We start from the raw sequence: 16,801 nt of genomic DNA, 5'->3' as shown, positions 1-16,801 counted from the left end.
GCTATTGTATCTTTTAGGCTTGAGTTGTTGTTAATGTATCGGTATGTTCAACATAAATAACATGTAATCATTCATAAATATAATTAAACTGAATCAATGAGTTCATTGGAGCAAGCATGACTAATACTATTTTACCAACGTTAACTCGCGTAGCTAGTTTACCGTCTTATCAATCAAGCACCGATTCAAATGCATCTTTGTATGTGTCTATCGCAGGGCTTATTCAAGAGCATTTGTTTTATCATCCAAAGGCCGTGATTAATACGCCAAAGATGAGTGACATTGATGCGCAAAGTCTTGCGGCAATAATAGAAAGTGCATCTGATGGTAAAACCCATTTTGTTGATACGTTATCTACTGTGATTCTTGACAATATTACTGACGAAACAAAAGAAGTGAAAATTGCTTTTTCTGATGCAGACAGCAGTGCGTTTTCAGGCTTACTTGTTGGTCAATTAGAACCAAAAGAAATGAACCCAATGATGGGCGTTCGTGGTGTAACACGTTATGCATCGGATGAAAGTTCTGAGCAATTTGCATTAGAGTGTGCTGTAATTAAAAAAGTCATTGCTTCAACTTCGGCAGTGGTTCAAATTGTCGTTCCATTTGTTCGCAACTTAAGTGACGCAGCTACGATTATTGACCGTTTAGCGATTTATGGTTTGCCTCGTGGACTGAATGGCCTAAAAGTACACTTTGTGTGTGATGTACCTGCTGCATCATTAATGGCTGAGAAATTATTACAATATTTTGATGGTTTGGTTGTTAATGTTGATACGTTAACGCAGTTTACACTGGGTGTAGATAAACAAAATGAAGCGCTAGAGCATCATTTTGAACCACAGAATGAAGCCGTATTACATTTGATCAGTTATGCAATTCAAGCGGCGAATAAAGCCAATAAACCCGTAATGATAACCATTGATGAATTGGCTCAAAATACGCGAGTTCAAGAGCTATTGGATCAATTGAATGCAACCGATGTGGTTGTTACTGCGTAATTAATACGCTTAACCATTGTATTTGTCTCGTTTTAGAACACGTTGACGATTGATAGTAAAAAGCCTCCAACTCAAAAAACAATGAGTGGAGGCTTTTTAATTTCAGGTTCTTTTTAATAAATAACAACGAACTCATTCAGAGATGAAGCTATTTAGTTGTTATCTGATATTTTTTCGATATCGACAATTTTAGAGCGGTTAACGACAATCTTCCAACGGTGAAGTTGAGTACTGTAGTCATCCATCGTTTCTCGAATGATTAAGTTAATTAGATGACGTTTTTCAACCGATTCTTTACTGACTTGCCCTTCATTTAACTGATAGATCTTTTCAGACCCTTTTTCCATTAAACGTGCAATAGGGCGAAGATCAATGAGCATGGTTTCACGGGTTTGTTCATACCCAGTCATAAATTTAGTGATTGCCATCTTTGTTTGGCTTTTATAGCTTAAAACCACTTCTTCACGTTGAACTACTCGATGTTTACGCAGTTTTTGAATTTCAGAATCGAGCTCGACAAATGTCATGTAATCTAGCCATTCTAATTTTCTACCAACGTAACTGTTGGTTGTAGGATCAAAATAACGTTTACGCCATTTTGGTTGGCCTTTACGTATCCAGCGCCACATTACATCACGTAAGTCATCTTTAAATACTTCACGCATCGCGTAGATAAAAGAGATCGCAAAAATAAAGGAGGCGGTAATTTCACCTAAGAAACCGCGCGCTTGAATCACCATCAATGAAACAAAAATCATAACAACAGCGGTTGCGCCGCCTTTCACCATTCGTTTAATATGCTTACCTAGTGCAAAGTTTTTCTCTTTTAATACAATAGGGAACTCGATTAAACGACGTAATAAACGCATTTTATTCGACATTCGAGTAATGTCATCACGTGCTTTTCGTGAGTTATAGCTCTTATCTAAACGGTGTAATACTTCTTTTTCACAGATATCAATTAAGCGTTCTTTTACAAGTTTATATTCTTCATTTCTTGGCATATGAGCAAGTAATGAAAGAAAACGTTGCTCAGTGTACCAAGATAAATAATTATCGATATTGGCATAGTAACGTTTTAAATTATCTTCATAAGGTACGTTACGTCGTAACTTTCTAAGAATATCGATGGCGAGATCGATCGCATCATCCACTTCTTTATGCGTAATGTTTTCACGGGAAGTTTCATTCAGTTGCTGTACGGCTTTTTCTAAGGCAAGTGCATATTGATAAGCATACAAACTCAAACTTAAACGATATTGTTCAGTTGATAAACGTCCACGTTGAGCTAAGCGAGAGTGGACAAGGGGAAGATGGTTTTTATCACTGAAATAGGTACGCTGGCTTTGAATTGAGCTGAAATAAAATTCAGATTCAGAAACCATGTCTTTGTTTAAACCTAACTCTCCAGGAATAAAAAGATACATCTCAAGCTCATGCTGCTTAGATTCTTCAACGATGTGGGATATTTTTAGTGATAAGCCATCTTTCTTACCAACTGTAATCACAGGAAATTCCTATAAAAATGGTAATTCATACAGCAAGCATATCAGAGTTCGGGTATAATCGCCGAGTATTTTATTTAGGAATTGAAGTAATGATTAAAATTGGTCAAATCAACAAATTAGAAGTAACAAAAACGGTAGATTTTGGTGTCTTTTTAGATGGCGGAGATTACGGTTCGATTCTTCTTCCAAGTCGTTTTGTTCCAGAAGGCACAGATGTAGGCGAAACGCTTGATGTGTTTATTTATCTTGATTCAGAAAATGAAGTGGTCGCTTCAACAGAAACACCAAAAGCACAAGTTGGACAATTTGGTTTAATGAACGTGATTGGTACCAATAGTATTGGTGCATTTGTTGATTGGGGCATCGCTAAAAAAGATTTATTAGTGCCATTCAGTGAGCAACGTGGCCGCTTAGATGAAGGTCAAACCATCCTTGTTTACGTATACATCGATAAAGCATCTAGCCGTATTGTCGGTACTACTCGTTTTAACAAATGGTTAGATAATACGCCTGCTAATTATGAGAAAGGCCAACAGGTTGATATCTTAATTGCAGAACGCACTGATCTTGGCTACAAAGCCGTAATCAATGGCGAGCATTGGGGTTTGATTTTCCACTCTGATGTATTTGGTAAGCTTTTCATTGGTAAGCAACTAAAAGCCTTTATTGCAGAAATGCGTGAAGACGGTAAAATCTCATTATCTCTACAGCGCCCAGGTGTGGCTCGTATGGATGAGTTAAGTGAAAAAGTAATCGCAACACTAGAGAAAAAAGAAGGTTTCTTACCTCTAAGTGATAAGTCAACACCAGAAGCTATCTTTGCTGAGTTCAGAACAAGTAAAGGTACATTCAAGAAGACGATAGGCGGCCTATATAAAGCAGGTAAAATTACTATTGAAAAAGATGGTATTCGCTTAGTTTAATATTAGTTGAGTCGCTTCCCTAAAAAAAGAGCCCGAGACGATTCCTAGTCACGGGCTTAGGGAAGAGCTCTAGTGAGAGCCTTGCGCTAATTAATGGAGAACATTACATTATTGAGATTAGTACAAGCCAATCATTTGTCCACTTCAACGCTATTCTTTTTTAAATGTTTTTGTAATGTGTGATTTTATTACGCCCGGTATTCTTCGAGTAATACAACGCTTTATCTGCTTGTTCTATAACATCATCTAACAATACATCCGGCTTATTTATGGTTGCTATCCCCGCGCTTAATGTAATGTTCGCTTGTAACGCATTGTAGTTATTAATTTGTTGTCGGATTTTGTCAGTAAACGCCATTACCTTCGCTTCATCATTCTCTCTAATAAAGAAAATAAATTCTTCGCCACCATAGCGAGAAGAAATAATATGGGTGTGCTGCAAAATAATCTTTCCGACAATGCTGATCACTTTATCACCCACAATATGGCCGTAAGTGTCATTAATGCGTTTAAATAAGTCGATGTCTAATAACACAATTGAATAGGGCGTGAATTTATTATTTGATTTTATTAATGGTGACACTTTCTTATGAAAGGTACCACGGTTATATAAGCCGGTTAAATAATCACGATTCAGTATGTTAATGAGTTTCTTGTGACGCTTACTCAGAAGTAAGAGTAGGGTTCCAATAATTGTAATCAAGCTTAATACTAAGGCAAGTAAGCTGTATAGAAGCGTGTTTGTTGGGCGGTTTAATTCATCTCGAGATATCCCCGAGACAATAGCCCAATCAAGATGTGGGTAGTAAATCCTAGGTTCCAAGAATAACCGACACACTTTGGTATAGATTTGAGAGTCAGTTGCCTATAAGCTTCAAGCTCTCACACAATCAACTAAGGTAACCCCATGGGATACCAATATAAGCAACTGACACTAGGTGAAAGATACCAGATTGAAGCGTGGAATACACATAGTATTTCTGCTCGTGAAATAGGACAAAAATTAAAACGGAGCAATGGCTCCATTTCAAAGGAACTACGACGTTGTCCTGCTGGAAGCTATTCTGCCGAGCAAGCGCATAAACACGCTTTCCAAAAAAGAACACTTTCGATTAAGCACACAAAATGCAGCCAAAAGAATAAAAAAATAATTCACCTATATCTTCAGCTTGGTTGGAGCCCAGAGCAAATATCTGGACGAATGCGTAGAGAAAAAATAGAAAATACAATATGTTGCAGTACTATTTACAACGCAATTAAAAGAGAGCAGTGGCAAAGGATGCTTGCTCGAAAAGGCAAAAAATACAAACAACGCAAAGGTGTAGAAGCAGGAGCAAGACTCATTCCTAACCGCATTGATATATCTCAACGCCCTGCTATTGTCGATGATAAATCTGAGGTTGGTCACTGGGAAGGTGACACTGTTTATGGTCAAGACGGGTATTTAGTAACGATGGTAGAACGAGTGTCTAAGCTATTAGTTACGTGCAAAGTACGCAATAAATCCAAAAAGGCCGTTACTCGCGGGATAAATCGCATGATGAAGCCCTTTAAAGAGCTTTGCAAAACAATCACATTTGATAATGGCGGAGAGTTCGCAGGTCATGCTAAGATAGCTAAGCATCTGAACTGTGACATTTATTTTGCTAAACCTTACCATTCTTGGCAACGAGGTTTGAATGAAAATACCAATGGTTTACTAAGACGTTTTTTCCCAAAGGGAATGGCCATTGGAGAACTTACTGCAAAAGAGATTAAACAGGCAGAGTTTTTGATTAATTCTCGACCTAGAAAGACATTAAATTTTCTGAGTCCGAGCGAGTTTTTAAACGGTAAGAGTGTGTCGGTTATTGTTACGATCTAGCAATGAATAAGACATCTTTTTTATAAGATTTGCCATTCATCTTAATTTGATAAGAATAACTTTCAACGTAAGTGGTTCGTTGAGAGGTGGGTGAAGTATTAGGCACTTGATTCATTTGTAAATTATAACTATGTACTGATTGCTGGATCTTTTTTAGTAACCCTATTGCGTGAGAACCAATGAGGCTTTCAATGTTGTCACCTTCATAATTAGGGTGAAGGAGAAGCTTACCGTCTAAATCGATAACATAAACATACCCCGTATTGCCATATTGGTATTTATCGAGTTTACCTTTTAAAATATCTTTATTAATAAAATGAAGCAGTTCGTCTTTGTAAGCACTGGCTGAGACAATAAAATCAATGTTTTTTAAATAAACAGAATAGGTTACTTTTTTTCGTGGTTTTGCTTCACCAGGGTTTGTCCATAAGTACTCAACAAAGTGATCACTTTTACTAATTTGTTCTTGAATATGAATGTACTGTTTAACGTCTCGCCCTTGAAAAATAGGGTGGAACAATAATTTACCCTTTGAGTTTAAAATGTAAGGGTAGCCACTTGCGCCAATTTTGCTTTTATTAATGTAAGTCTGGATTAGCTCATTTTTTTGTTGCTGAGTTAAAGAGGATGATGATTCTATTTCATTAATAAATTCAGCAGAGGTTGTCACAATGCCTTTTAAGTAGCGTCGAATGGATTCGTTTAATGCGGTATCAATAATATCGTAACTGGCTTCAATGGAGTTATTAAAGGCTTGAAATGAGGATGTACGGATAGTCTTCTCGACTGATTGAAAACTTTGCACACTAAAAGTTAAAGAGATGATGGCGATACCAACAAGGAGTAAGATCGCAATAGGTTGTAAAAATGCAAAGCGATGAAATCGACTGGTTGGCATGAGTAAATGTCCTTTTAACGGTATTTGCGATTGTATTTTAAAAGTAGTTATGTATCAAGGTGTTCTGATTTTAATCGCATCGATTATTTACTAGCCAGTTGGCATTTTTTTTGAAAATATTGCTTGCGGATTTTTACTGAAGTAGATATTATCTCTCTCGTTCTCAAGGCGAAGTTAATTACTTCCCAGTTAACGATTTGCCCGCTTAGCTCAGTTGGTAGAGTACTTGCATGACATGCAAGGTGTCACTGGTTCGAGTCCAGTAGCGGGCACCACATTATACGAAAGAGCCCACCTAGTGTGGGCTTTTTTGTGCCTGTAATTCCTTGTTTTATCAATCATTTAGCTATTTTGGTGTCCGTAAGCGTCCATTAGTGTCTTGTAAAATCCACGGTTTGAAGTAATCTCTGAAGTAACCTTTTTAAAATTGTGTGCTTTCGAGGTTACTTCAGAGGTTCAAATGGCTATAAAAGTACAGCCCTTAACGGCGACCCAAGTTAAACAAGCAAAACCAAAAGATAAAGAATATAACCTAGGTGATGGTGATGGTTTATCTTTAAAGGTAAAACCAATAGGCACTAAGTTATGGCGCTTTTCTTATTATCATCCAATAACAAGAAAACGCCTTAATTTAGCTTTAGGTAAATATCCAGATATCTCACTTGCTAAAGCAAGAAGTAAAGCAATTGAAGCCAGAGAGATACTTGCCGACGGTATTGATCCGAAAGAGCATCGAGATAATACACTTCGTGAAAAACAACTAGAGTTATCTAATACCTTACAAGCGGTATTTGATGACTGGCTTGAAGTAAAGAAAACAAGTATTAAAGAACAAACAGCTAAGAAATTAAAACAACGAATAGAGAAGTACCTTTTACCTGATCTTGGTAAACTCCCGCTTGGTGACATTACCGCTCCACAAGCCATAAAAACCATTAAGCCAATTGCGAACCAAGGTAAGTTAGAAACGGTAGGGCGATTGTGTCGTAATTTAAACGAGATCATGACGTTTGCGGTGAACACTGGCGTTATCGAACATAATAGACTTGCTGGTATTGGGAAAGCGTTTGAAACTGCAAAAGTTACTAACCAGGCATCGCTAGATCCTAAAGATCTACCAGAACTGTTAAAAACGATTAATTACGCATCTATTAAGCCTATCACACGCTGTTTGTTAGAATGGCAACTTCATACAATGACAAGACCAGCCGAGACTGCTGGTGCGCGCTGGAATGAAATAGACAAAGAAAAAATGCTTTGGGTTATCCCTGCTGAACGAATGAAGAAGGGAAGAGTACATACCGTCCCATTAACAAAGCAAACATTAGATTTATTAGAAACGATTGATTTTATTACAGGTGAGAGTGAATACCTTTTCCCTGCTGATAAAAGTAATAAAAATCACATAAATAAAGAAACAGCTAATAAAGCATTGGTTCGAATGGGATTTAAGGGAAGACAAACTTCTCATGGCCTACGAGCATTAGCTAGTACTACCTTAAATGAACAAAACTTCGATTCGGATATTATTGAAGCAGCACTTTCTCACGTTGATAGAGATAAGGTTCGAAGTGCTTATAATCGCACAGACTACCTTGAACGACGTAAGGTTCTAATGGCGTGGTGGAGCAATCATATTGAAGAGGCAGCTACTGGTAGTTTGTCTATGAGTGGGAAAAAGAGTCTTAAGGCTGTAGGTTAGTTTTAAAGTTGTAGATCTTTTAATATATTTATGATTAGTGTCATTTCTATAGTTAAATTTGCTATGAAGTGACACTCTCTTTTAAAAAGATATTAAGACATAATATCTTTATATTTAAGGTAAGGAATTTGAATGTTGCTGAGTTAGCATTGGCCCGTCTAAAAAAGCCAATTTCACCATCGCTGTTTTTTTAAAAGGTATCGAAAATATAATTATCGGGGATTTTATAACTGTTTTAGCCCTATTTCATGAGTTTTAGATACACTTATCCTACAAACCTTATTATGCTGCCCTCAATTCTGACTGAACTATCGCATGGGTGACTAAATCATTGACCGAATTTCCGACTCGGAAATTCGTAAACACCAGACGACTTTCACATAAAATACATTCGTACGGATCTACTTTTACATATCCTTTTAACATTGCGGCATACCCTGGCATTTTCGGCTCAGCTTCTATTGTCATACCTAAAGCTGCATAAACTCTAGGCAGAGCTTCTCCACGACGACGCATTGATAAAAAACCGTAGTATCGGATCATCTTGAAATGTTTATCAGGATAGTGCTCTACTATCCGTCTTATCATCTCTTCTGGTGATAATGTTAGGCTGTCTGTTGTTCCTGTTCGATGGTCTAAATAATTAAACGTTATCATTCCGCCTTTGGCGTAATGACTTAAACGTGACGCTGAAATCGGGGGCCGTTTTAAATACCGACCAAGATAGTTCATCGTCGGTTTTACATTATTTGTCTTTTTAGCAAAATGAAGCTTCCAACGACGATTATATTGACTGCTTAAAAAGCGTGACCAATCCGTTTTATTATGGATATAGGGGCATTCTTCGCTTGATAAATCAAGCTCATCATAAGCCTTACCCAATAAACTGACGATAGCCGCTCTCCAACAAGGCTCTGTCGTTTTCATTTGGAAGTAAATGGGTTTCCATAAACCGGTACGTTCACAAATTCCCCCACGAGTGACCGATAAATGTAAGTGCGTATTCCAATTCAGTTTTCGACCGTAAGTATGAAGAGCACAAAAGATACCGACATCTATTCCTTTATCTTTTGCCCATCCCAGCAGAATGTTTGCAGCACATTTGAATAATTTATTTAACAAACGGTTATGACGAAAGATAGGCCATAGCGTGTTTGGAAGGGTAAAGGTGATGTGTTGATATTCGCATTCAGGGAAGACATGTTGTTGCTTTTGTATCCATCGCTCTGTGGCTTTCATGCCACAGCTACTGCACGCTCGAGATTTACAGGTTTGGTGAATATATTTGATATGGGTACAGTCAGGGTTGCAACAATGATATTCGCGAGAGCCAAAAGCCGCTGTCCCACAGGACAGCATCTTTGTGACATTTTCAATCACGACCGCTCTTAGGTTAGCTTTGTTATTATGAAGAAATTTAAGCCAGTTATTTTGACTATTAAATAATTGTTTCAGGGGTTTATATGCGTGCATGGCGATAGGATAAACGATTTATTGGCAACAATGGAAGAGGTTGAGTCCTTTTGATTTGCGCCGTAGGCGCCTATTGTTCCATTTACATTTATATTTGGATGATTTTCTAAATCTAAAAACAAATTATTTATATTATTTAATCGGAAGTCTATATCAGCATTATCGTAAGTGGTTTCTTTTTTATTTATAGCCAGTGAGCATTTCTTCTCAAAACATCTAATCTTTCTTAAGTTTGTCGTTTTTAATATCATAACTTTAATGCAGTGAATGGTTGTTGTAGTAATTATGTAGTAACTAGGTAGTTAATTACTGTGATTTTCGTCTGATAATAGAGGTTTTAAAGAGTTAAAATAAGGTTTTTTTGAGGGTTTTAGTGTGGTCAAATCTAAGTTTTTGTTTAGTATGAGTGGTAAATCAATACGGATTGAATACATGGTTATCGCTTAAGAACTCTTTTTTTACCGTTAGAATGTAAATTTTATTAAAGAAGACAGATGTTTTTTGTTATGTTTTATATTTAAAGAATCAATAGCAGGAGGTGCAGGCATTGTCTCGGTTAAGTATAGGGATAGAGTCTAAGCTTGTTTTTAATATCAATAATAATATGTAATAGAAATCTAGTTGAGATATTGTTTTTACAGAGTTATTTTCACACTTTTTATTTATGGTTAAGCTAGGTAGTTTATATGGTTGAGTGAGTTTTAATTGTTATCATAGTTACGGTTATTAATATTATATAGTTTATTTATTCTATCTAATGCATCGTAATCATAACTACAATAATTAACAGTAACCATTGTACCTATGAACTAAATAATCATAGGTAAAAAACAATGGGAAATAACAAAGGAAAATTAATAAATACCTTTCAAGGTATGAGAGTACAAACGGGTCATGGTGAATTAGATGAAAAGTATTTAATCAAAATTGATGAAACTATTAAATTGGCTTTGAATGCGTACCCTAGAACTTCTGCTATGCGTGTTGATTTACGCTACCCTGAAGGTTATACCGTAGTTGAAAATAACCATATTTCTAAATTTATTGCTTCTTTTAAAGCCATCATTCGTGCTGACTTAAATAAAAAGAAGAGAGGAAAATCTACACCTAGGTTTATATGGGTAAAAGAACAAGACTCTTCTAATCATCCTCACTATCACATTGTGGTATTTCTTAATGGAAATGTTTACAGTCATCTTGGGTATTTTACAGCGAAAGAAGGAAATACTGCGGCAAGAATAAGGCAAGCATGGGCTAGTGCATTAGGGGTTCATATTATTGATATAGACGGTGCTGTTTATTATCCAGATCATGCAACCTATACGCTGAATAAAACAGACTCTAATTATAAAGCGCAGTATGATGACCTTTTCTATCGCTTAAGTTATTTTGCAAAAAAGGCAACAAAACGTTATGGCAACGGTAGTAGGAACTTCGACTATAGTCGTAAATGAAATAAAAAAAGAAAGGCATTACCGCCTTTCTTTTCTTATGCTAATCAGTAAAGCGATAATCCCCTTCACTGGATGAAATAGTAATTTCAATGACGTTACAGACGCTGGTAGCTACGTAGCCTGTTGTTTGTCCGAACGCTAACCTAACAGGCTCATAAGGATGCTATGTTGTTCCTTGAGCCTTAGCGTTGCTCTTGTTCGGATTGAAATCAGGGTTACTGAGATTATTTAGTAAATCATCCGATTGACTGTATTTATCTTTCTTTACTTTAACTGTGGGGGTTTTAGGCCAAGCTAAAGAACAATTACCTCGATTAACTTCAACTTTATTAATCACAACATCATCAAAATGAGAAGTCACAAAGAGCTTTGTTCTTGTACCGTAATGAGTATCTATATTTTTATATTTAATACTGAATCCATCCGTCTGTGCAACGGTACTGAATGAGGTGGTGACAAGTAATGCTAGGTAAGCGTGCGGGGAACTACACCTTGTCTTTTACATTCCAAGGTAAAAGTGAATCGATATCTGGCGATCCAACACATAAACGATCTAGACAATACCTAATATAATCGTAAGGGATTAATCCGTTTGCCTTTGCTGTTTCTACAATGCTGTAAAGCATTGCACTTGAATCTGCACCAGCCGTTGAACCCGAAAATAACCAGTTTTTCCGGCCGATAACAAACGGTTTAACCGCTCGCTCTGCTCGATTGTTATCAATAGATAACAATCCATCATCAATATAACGAACTAATTTATCCCATTGATTTAATGTATAGCTAATCGCCTCACCTAATTTTGTTTTAGGTGATACTCGACTAACTGCGCTATCAAGCCAATCACGGAGCTCTTTAAGTAAATCGCGGGCTTCTGTCTGCCTAGCAACATACTTGGCTTCAGGGGAAGCCTCTTTTAATAACGATTCGATCCGGTATAGCTTTTGGATTTTACTCAATACCCAATCTGCACTCCCTGTTTTCCCTTTTACTTGAACACGTTGAGCCTCAATAAATCGTCGACGTGCGTGTGCCCAACAGCCAACTAAAATCGCTTCAGTTTGTTCTAACCTTGGTAACCATCGGTATGTAAATACCCGTTATAACCTTTTAAAAAGTTAACTGGATGGTAGCCATGCCTGCTAGATTGATAATCATAAAGTACAATTCCAGGCAAAACACCAGAGCCTGGAGAATCATAGCCAGAGCAGTAGACCCACATATAACATTTTGCTTTTTCAACATCCAACACATTTACCGTTGTTTCATCACAATGCAGAGTGGGTTGTTCAAGCAAAATACGATGTAACTCGTTATTAAGAGGGGTAAATAGTACCGAGCATTTTATTAACCAATCCGCCATCGTTCGCCGTCCAATAATGATACCCCATTGCTGAAATAACGTTTCTTGACGATAAAGTGGAAGACTGTATTGAAATTTAGCCGTAATAATTTGAGCAAGTAAACTTGCGGTCGCAATCCCTTTAGGGATTGGTGACGCTGGCATTGGGGCTTGTTTAATGTCTACTGAAGTATTGTTTTTTTCACAATTTCGGCAAGCATATTTAGGACGAACATGTTGAATAACTTCCACTTTAGCTGGTACAAATTCCAACTTTTCACTGATGTCTTTACCCATCGCATGCATCTCTAGACCGCAACACTTACAAGTTTTATCTTTTATGTCGTGGATAATAACAGTACGCGGTAAGTCTTCAGGTAAGCGTTGGCGTTTTGGCTTTTGACGAGTGTAGGTAATCGTTTGTGTGTCATCATTTTCAATGATGATTTCTTCTTCTGTTTCATTGAATAAATCAAATTGAGTCGAGTCAGATTCACTGCTTTTACCAAAGCGCTGATGTTGAGCCAGCCGAAATTGCTCTAGAAGACGGTTATATTTATTTTCAAGCTGAAGCACAAGTGCTTTCAGCTCGTCAATGGTATCAGGAAGTGGTTTTATTTTATCAGTCATGTAGATGACTATATAACGATAATACAGGTAATCAATCGGTTGCCTCCTATTCTTGACTGAGAATCAACTATTTAAAGGGTTGTTTGATAATGTACCGGTTGATGTCCTAAGATATCAAAACCTTGTAATAGCAGTGTCAGTTGCTGCTCTGATAATGCTAACGTATCGTTATTTATATTTCGTGGCCATTTGAAGCGGTCTTCATCTAATCGCTTGTACCATAAAGCGAATCCTGTTTTATCCCAATACAATATTTTGAGTTTATCACGAGGCTTATTGCAAAATATAAATAGAGCATCACTAAACGGTGATAGTTGCATTTCTTGCTCAACAATCACGACAAGGCCATTAATGGCCTTGCGAAAATCGACAAAATCACGATGAAGATAAATGGTGGAAATATCAGTAAATACATTCATGATTGATACCCTTTTAATAAGAGTCCTATCCAGTGAGGTTCAGTATTAGCTGGCAATGTTAATCGCAATTTTCCGATAGAAAGTTGAATATCTGGTAATTGTGGAGTGGCGATGATAGTTGATGTTAACGCTTCTACTTTCAAGAAAGTAGAAGCGTTAATCTTTTGTTTCCATCGTGCTTTACGTGCACTAAATGTCTTTGGCAGAATATTATGGTTACGACAAAATTCAGCGGCACTAAGCTTGCTAGATTGCTGAGATTCAAATAGAGCGTGCCATTGCTCTGGTGTTCTCTTTTTATCTTTTTGCATAATTACGTTCTCGTTAAATGAAAGATCGTAAGATACGCATAATGAATTTTATTTGTTAGGTGTAGTTCCCCGCACGCTTACATTAAATAAACTAATTAGTCAATTTGTAATATTTGTCACAGAAATAGATTCGTTTGAACATCATAATGCGCATCACTTTCGAACGAAATGTTTTATTTGATTGTTCGAGCTTTATGTTGTTCACCATCGCAAATATAATAACGGAGTTAACTATGTTTGGTATATTTAAACCCCAAGCGCATATAGCACGCCTCGCTTCTAATCAGATAGATGGCACCTATACTCGCTTACGTTGGCAATTGTTCCTCAGTATTTTCGTCGGTTATGCCGGTTACTACCTAGTTCGTAAGAACTTCAGTTTAGCAATGCCTTATTTGATTGACCAAGGTTTTAGCCGTGGGGATCTTGGTGTTGCTTTAGCGGCGGTATCTATTGCTTATGGGCTGTCAAAGTTCTTAATGGGCAGTGTGTCTGACCGTTCTAATCCTCGATATTTTCTCAGTGCGGGCTTATTGATGTCTGCCGCTGTTATGTTCTGCTTTGGTTTTATGCCTTGGGCGACAAACAGTATTACGGCAATGTTCATTTTATTATTCTTGAACGGTTGGTTTCAAGGCATGGGGTGGCCTGCATGCGGTCGAACGATGGTGCATTGGTGGTCACGTAAAGAACGTGGTGAACTGGTTTCGGTTTGGAACGTTGCACACAATGTGGGGGGCGGGTTAATTGGTCCTCTTTTCTTATTGGGCCTTTGGGCATTTAACGACGATTGGCGCTCAGCATTTTATGTACCAGCCATTTTTGCCACGTTAGTTGCTGTTTTCATTTGGGCTACATTGCGTGATACGCCTCAATCTTGTGGTTTACCAGCGATTGAAGAATACAAAAATGATTATCCAGATGATTACGATAAGTCTCATGAAAATGAGATGACAGCAAAAGAGATTTTCTTTAAATACGTGTTCAATAATAAGCTGCTTTGGTCTATCGCGATTGCAAACGCGTTTGTTTATCTGATTCGCTACGGTGTGCTTGATTGGGCTCCTGTGTATTTAAAAGAAGCGAAAGGTTTCACCGTTGATAAATCATCTTGGGCGTATTTCTTATATGAGTGGGCTGGTATCCCAGGTACATTGTTATGTGGTTGGATTTCAGACAAAGTATTTAAAGGACGTCGTGCACCTGCTGGCATCTTATTTATGGTGCTTGTAACTGCTGCGGTATTAGTTTATTGGTTTAATCCTGCGGGAAATCCAACGATTGATATGATTGCATTAGTGGCTATTGGGTTCTTAATTTATGGCCCTGTGATGCTTATTGGCCTTTATGCACTTGAGCTTGTTCCTAAAAAAGCAGCAGGTACTGCGGCTGGCCTTACTGGGTTGTTTGGTTATCTTGGTGGTGCCGTTACCGCAAACATTGTATTAGGTTATACCGTAGACCACTTTGGTTGGGATGGTGGCTTTATGATTCTGGTTGCTTCTTGTGTGTTGTCTATCATGTGCTTGTGTTACGCCTTCTTAGGAGAGCGTGCACATCATAAAGCGAAAGACAAAGAGCAAGCGACGATATCGTAATCAAAACATCATAAATATGAAGTTATATGAGTTTAGTTTTTGTATACACAAACTGTGATTATCAGTAACTAAATTATAATGGCTTTCCCCCTACCGTTGTAGGGGGCTTTAAAGGATTAAATAATGAAACGTAAAGCTCTCACTTTTTCAATTCTCACTTTGGCTTGTTCTGCATTGGCTCACGCAGATCCTCTTGTTATTGCACATCGCGGAGCGTCGGGTTACTTACCTGAGCATACCTTGGAAGCAAAAACGCTTGCCTATGCGATGAAACCGGATTACATCGAACAAGATGTTGTCATGACTAAAGATGATCAACTTGTGATGTTGCATGATCACTATTTGGATCGTGTGACTGACGTTGCTGAACGATTCCCCGATCGTGCTCGTGATGATGGTCGTTATTATGCGATTGATTTTACATTGGCAGAGATAAAAAGCTTACGCGTAACAGAAGGTTTTAACGTTGATGATAAAGGGAATAAAGTGGCTGGCTACCCAGCTCGCTTTCCTATGTGGAAATCGAGCTTCACAGTGCCTACTTTCGCTGAAGAGATTGAATTGATCCAAGGATTAAATCAAACATTAGGGTATGACATTGGCCTCTATCCTGAAATTAAAGCACCTTGGTTTCATCGGCATGAAGGGAAAGACATCAGTAAAGCGGTGTTAAAAGTATTAAAAGATTACGGTTACGACAGCAAAGACGACAAAATTTATCTGCAATCTTTTGATCCGATAGAGCTAAAACGAATTAATGATGAGTTATTACCAGCCATGAATATGGATTTGAAACTCGTTCAATTGATTGCCTATACGGATTGGGATGAAACTATGACGTACAATGGTGAGCTCGCACAGCCTTACAGTTACGATTGGATGTTTAAGTCGGATGGAATGAAAAAAGTTGCCGCTTACGCTGATGGAATTGGTCCTTGGAAACCAATGTTAGTTGACGATGCATCAACCAAAGATAACATTATTATCAAGCCATTAATGAAACAAGCTAAAGAGGCCGGATTGGTGGTTCATCCATTTACTTTCCGTGCTGAACCTGATCGTATTGCACCTTACGCGACGAGTTTTGAAAATATGCTAGATGTGTTTTATAACACAGTGAAAGTCGATGGGGTATTTACGGATTATCCAGATAAAGCGGTGAAATTTTTGGACAAACAATGATTAATATACATTGGTGGTTGTTTTGAATTTATAACGTGCTCTAAAGTGAGTAAGCACAAAAAAGGCAGTAATAAATACTGCCTTTTTACTACCTATCAAATGATAAGTGGTAGATTAAAGGTATAGTTTTGCAAGCTCAGTCGCTTCTATTTCTTTACCTTCAAGTTGTTGGTTCCAGTTAGTACCAACTAAAACACCATCTTCAGATAAAGTCACTAACCAATCTTCAGCGAAGATATCTAGTGGGATTTCTGTGACTTCAAAATCAGCCCATTCTTCAACATTATGAAATGCGGCATCTTCTTTGTTCGACCAAAATGGCATTACTTCAGCGTTTTCAAATTCAGTAGATTCAACAGAAATCCAACCTTCATCGTTATAAAGGCTCCAAACTAGTTGAGTTTCTTTTGTTTCAGCAATGAAAAGATCTAGGTTTGCTTGAGTATCTGACGTTAATTTGCTCATGATGATGTCTCGATTAAAATAAACACGTAAA

At 37.5% G+C, this 16,801-nt stretch carries 16 protein-coding genes, 1 tRNA gene and 1 pseudogene; 8 read left to right on the top strand and 10 right to left on the bottom strand.

Features of this window, described 5'->3' with window-relative positions; genetic code table 11:
• The first annotated feature begins 116 nt into the window (after nt 1-116).
• Nucleotides 117-1,001 (top strand): putative PEP-binding protein, encoded by an 885-nt coding sequence (locus VSAL_RS09125; RefSeq protein ID WP_012550331.1) that lies wholly within the window; start codon nt 117-119, stop codon nt 999-1,001.
• A gap of 152 nt (nt 1,002-1,153) precedes the next feature.
• Here the strand turns inward: VSAL_RS09125 and VSAL_RS09120 are convergent, their stop codons facing one another.
• The gene (locus VSAL_RS09120; protein ID WP_012550330.1) at nt 1,154-2,509 is read right to left on the bottom strand and encodes a hypothetical protein; all 1,356 of its coding nucleotides are present in this window, start codon (nt 2,507-2,509) and stop codon (nt 1,154-1,156) included.
• A gap of 89 nt (nt 2,510-2,598) precedes the next feature.
• On the opposite strand from VSAL_RS09120, the gene VSAL_RS09115 reads away from it, so the two are divergent.
• Complete coding sequence (locus tag VSAL_RS09115) at nt 2,599-3,432, top strand: CvfB family protein (RefSeq protein ID WP_044583452.1); 834 nt, start codon at nt 2,599-2,601, stop codon at nt 3,430-3,432.
• A gap of 160 nt (nt 3,433-3,592) precedes the next feature.
• Here VSAL_RS09115 and VSAL_RS09110 read toward each other — a convergent pair whose 3' ends face one another.
• Complete coding sequence (locus tag VSAL_RS09110) at nt 3,593-4,255, bottom strand: GGDEF domain-containing protein (protein WP_231850824.1); 663 nt, start codon at nt 4,253-4,255, stop codon at nt 3,593-3,595.
• 84 nt (nt 4,256-4,339) lie between these two features.
• On the opposite strand from VSAL_RS09110, the gene VSAL_RS09105 reads away from it, so the two are divergent.
• Entirely contained in the window at nt 4,340-5,296 is a 957-nt protein-coding gene (locus VSAL_RS09105) for an IS30-like element ISVsa7 family transposase (RefSeq protein WP_012549047.1), read from the top strand.
• On the opposite strand, the gene VSAL_RS09100 is transcribed toward VSAL_RS09105, so the two are convergent.
• A complete protein-coding gene (locus VSAL_RS09100) occupies nt 5,286-6,194 on the bottom strand; it encodes a cache domain-containing protein (protein WP_231850823.1) in 909 nt (302 codons plus the stop codon). The two genes, VSAL_RS09105 and VSAL_RS09100, sit on opposite strands and share 11 nt — an antisense overlap.
• Before the next feature lie 199 nt (nt 6,195-6,393).
• Between VSAL_RS09100 and VSAL_RS09095 the strand changes: the two genes are divergently transcribed.
• Nucleotides 6,394-6,469 (top strand) — tRNA-Val (locus tag VSAL_RS09095).
• 185 nt (nt 6,470-6,654) lie between these two features.
• On the top strand, nt 6,655-7,896 hold the full coding sequence (locus VSAL_RS09090) for an integrase domain-containing protein (protein ID WP_012550328.1): 1,242 nt from the start codon (nt 6,655-6,657) through the stop codon (nt 7,894-7,896).
• A 282-nt stretch (nt 7,897-8,178) separates the two neighbouring features.
• On the opposite strand, the gene VSAL_RS09085 is transcribed toward VSAL_RS09090, so the two are convergent.
• Nucleotides 8,179-9,369: an IS91-like element ISVsa9 family transposase gene (locus VSAL_RS09085; protein ID WP_012549022.1), complete on the bottom strand. Its 1,191-nt coding sequence runs from the start codon at nt 9,367-9,369 to the stop codon at nt 8,179-8,181.
• Between the two features lie 833 nt (nt 9,370-10,202).
• On the opposite strand from VSAL_RS09085, the gene VSAL_RS09080 reads away from it, so the two are divergent.
• On the top strand, nt 10,203-10,823 hold the full coding sequence (locus VSAL_RS09080; RefSeq protein WP_012550326.1) for an inovirus Gp2 family protein: 621 nt from the start codon (nt 10,203-10,205) through the stop codon (nt 10,821-10,823).
• A 163-nt stretch (nt 10,824-10,986) separates the two neighbouring features.
• Here the strand turns inward: VSAL_RS09080 and VSAL_RS23860 are convergent, their stop codons facing one another.
• The 5 genes and pseudogenes from VSAL_RS23860 to tnpA all read right to left on the bottom strand — a co-directional run bounded on the left by VSAL_RS23860 (nt 10,987) and on the right by tnpA (nt 13,525).
• Nucleotides 10,987-11,184 carry a hypothetical protein gene (locus VSAL_RS23860; RefSeq protein ID WP_231850822.1) on the bottom strand — a complete coding sequence of 66 codons (198 nt, stop codon included), beginning with the start codon at nt 11,182-11,184 and terminating at the stop codon, nt 10,987-10,989.
• A gap of 124 nt (nt 11,185-11,308) precedes the next feature.
• Entirely contained in the window at nt 11,309-11,449 is a 141-nt protein-coding gene (locus tag VSAL_RS24245; RefSeq protein WP_340638889.1) for a transposase domain-containing protein, read from the bottom strand.
• Nucleotides 11,432-12,795: pseudogene (locus VSAL_RS09070) on the bottom strand (IS66-like element ISVsa2 family transposase); the annotation flags it as partial. The gene VSAL_RS24245 and the pseudogene VSAL_RS09070, both read right to left, overlap by 18 nt.
• Nucleotides 12,796-12,866: 71 nt before the next feature.
• On the bottom strand, nt 12,867-13,214 hold the full coding sequence (tnpB, locus tag VSAL_RS09065) for an IS66 family insertion sequence element accessory protein TnpB (RefSeq protein ID WP_012549126.1): 348 nt from the start codon (nt 13,212-13,214) through the stop codon (nt 12,867-12,869).
• Nucleotides 13,211-13,525 (bottom strand): IS66 family insertion sequence element accessory protein TnpA, encoded by a 315-nt coding sequence (tnpA, locus tag VSAL_RS09060; protein WP_012548925.1) that lies wholly within the window; start codon nt 13,523-13,525, stop codon nt 13,211-13,213. The genes tnpB and tnpA overlap by 4 nt, the downstream gene beginning before the upstream one ends.
• A gap of 233 nt (nt 13,526-13,758) precedes the next feature.
• Here tnpA and glpT point away from each other — a divergent pair, with 233 nt between their 5' ends.
• The gene (glpT, locus tag VSAL_RS09055; protein WP_044583267.1) at nt 13,759-15,123 is read left to right on the top strand and encodes a glycerol-3-phosphate transporter; all 1,365 of its coding nucleotides are present in this window, start codon (nt 13,759-13,761) and stop codon (nt 15,121-15,123) included.
• 123 nt (nt 15,124-15,246) lie between these two features.
• Nucleotides 15,247-16,305: a glycerophosphodiester phosphodiesterase gene (gene glpQ / locus VSAL_RS09050; RefSeq protein ID WP_012550324.1), complete on the top strand. Its 1,059-nt coding sequence runs from the start codon at nt 15,247-15,249 to the stop codon at nt 16,303-16,305.
• A gap of 114 nt (nt 16,306-16,419) precedes the next feature.
• Here glpQ and VSAL_RS09045 read toward each other — a convergent pair whose 3' ends face one another.
• A complete protein-coding gene (locus VSAL_RS09045; RefSeq protein ID WP_012550323.1) occupies nt 16,420-16,770 on the bottom strand; it encodes a DUF2750 domain-containing protein in 351 nt (116 codons plus the stop codon).
• Nucleotides 16,771-16,801: the final 31 nt, after the last annotated feature.

The sequence above is a fragment of the Aliivibrio salmonicida LFI1238 genome (assembly GCF_000196495.1).
Taxonomy (GTDB): domain Bacteria; phylum Pseudomonadota; class Gammaproteobacteria; order Enterobacterales; family Vibrionaceae; genus Aliivibrio; species Aliivibrio salmonicida.
This window is presented reverse-complemented; position numbering and strand designations above follow the sequence as displayed.

Excerpts from the sequence above, each read along its gene's own strand:
- VSAL_RS09090 (WP_012550328.1), top strand. The coding sequence starts at position 6,655 with ATGGCTATAAAAGTACAGCCCTTAACGGCGACCCAAGTTAAACAAGCA.
- glpQ (WP_012550324.1), top strand. The coding sequence starts at position 15,247 with ATGAAACGTAAAGCTCTCACTTTTTCAATTCTCACTTTGGCTTGTTCT.
- VSAL_RS09080 (WP_012550326.1), top strand. The coding sequence starts at position 10,203 with ATGGGAAATAACAAAGGAAAATTAATAAATACCTTTCAAGGTATGAGA.
- tnpB (WP_012549126.1), bottom strand. The coding sequence starts at position 13,214 with ATGAATGTATTTACTGATATTTCCACCATTTATCTTCATCGTGATTTT.
- VSAL_RS09100 (WP_231850823.1), bottom strand. The coding sequence starts at position 6,194 with ATGCCAACCAGTCGATTTCATCGCTTTGCATTTTTACAACCTATTGCG.
- glpT (WP_044583267.1), top strand. The coding sequence starts at position 13,759 with ATGTTTGGTATATTTAAACCCCAAGCGCATATAGCACGCCTCGCTTCT.
- VSAL_RS09085 (WP_012549022.1), bottom strand. The coding sequence starts at position 9,369 with ATGCACGCATATAAACCCCTGAAACAATTATTTAATAGTCAAAATAAC.
- VSAL_RS09125 (WP_012550331.1), top strand. The coding sequence starts at position 117 with ATGACTAATACTATTTTACCAACGTTAACTCGCGTAGCTAGTTTACCG.
- tnpA (WP_012548925.1), bottom strand. The coding sequence starts at position 13,525 with ATGCAAAAAGATAAAAAGAGAACACCAGAGCAATGGCACGCTCTATTT.
- VSAL_RS09105 (WP_012549047.1), top strand. The coding sequence starts at position 4,340 with ATGGGATACCAATATAAGCAACTGACACTAGGTGAAAGATACCAGATT.
- VSAL_RS09045 (WP_012550323.1), bottom strand. The coding sequence starts at position 16,770 with ATGAGCAAATTAACGTCAGATACTCAAGCAAACCTAGATCTTTTCATT.
- VSAL_RS09115 (WP_044583452.1), top strand. The coding sequence starts at position 2,599 with ATGATTAAAATTGGTCAAATCAACAAATTAGAAGTAACAAAAACGGTA.
- VSAL_RS24245 (WP_340638889.1), bottom strand. The coding sequence starts at position 11,449 with ATGCTTTACAGCATTGTAGAAACAGCAAAGGCAAACGGATTAATCCCT.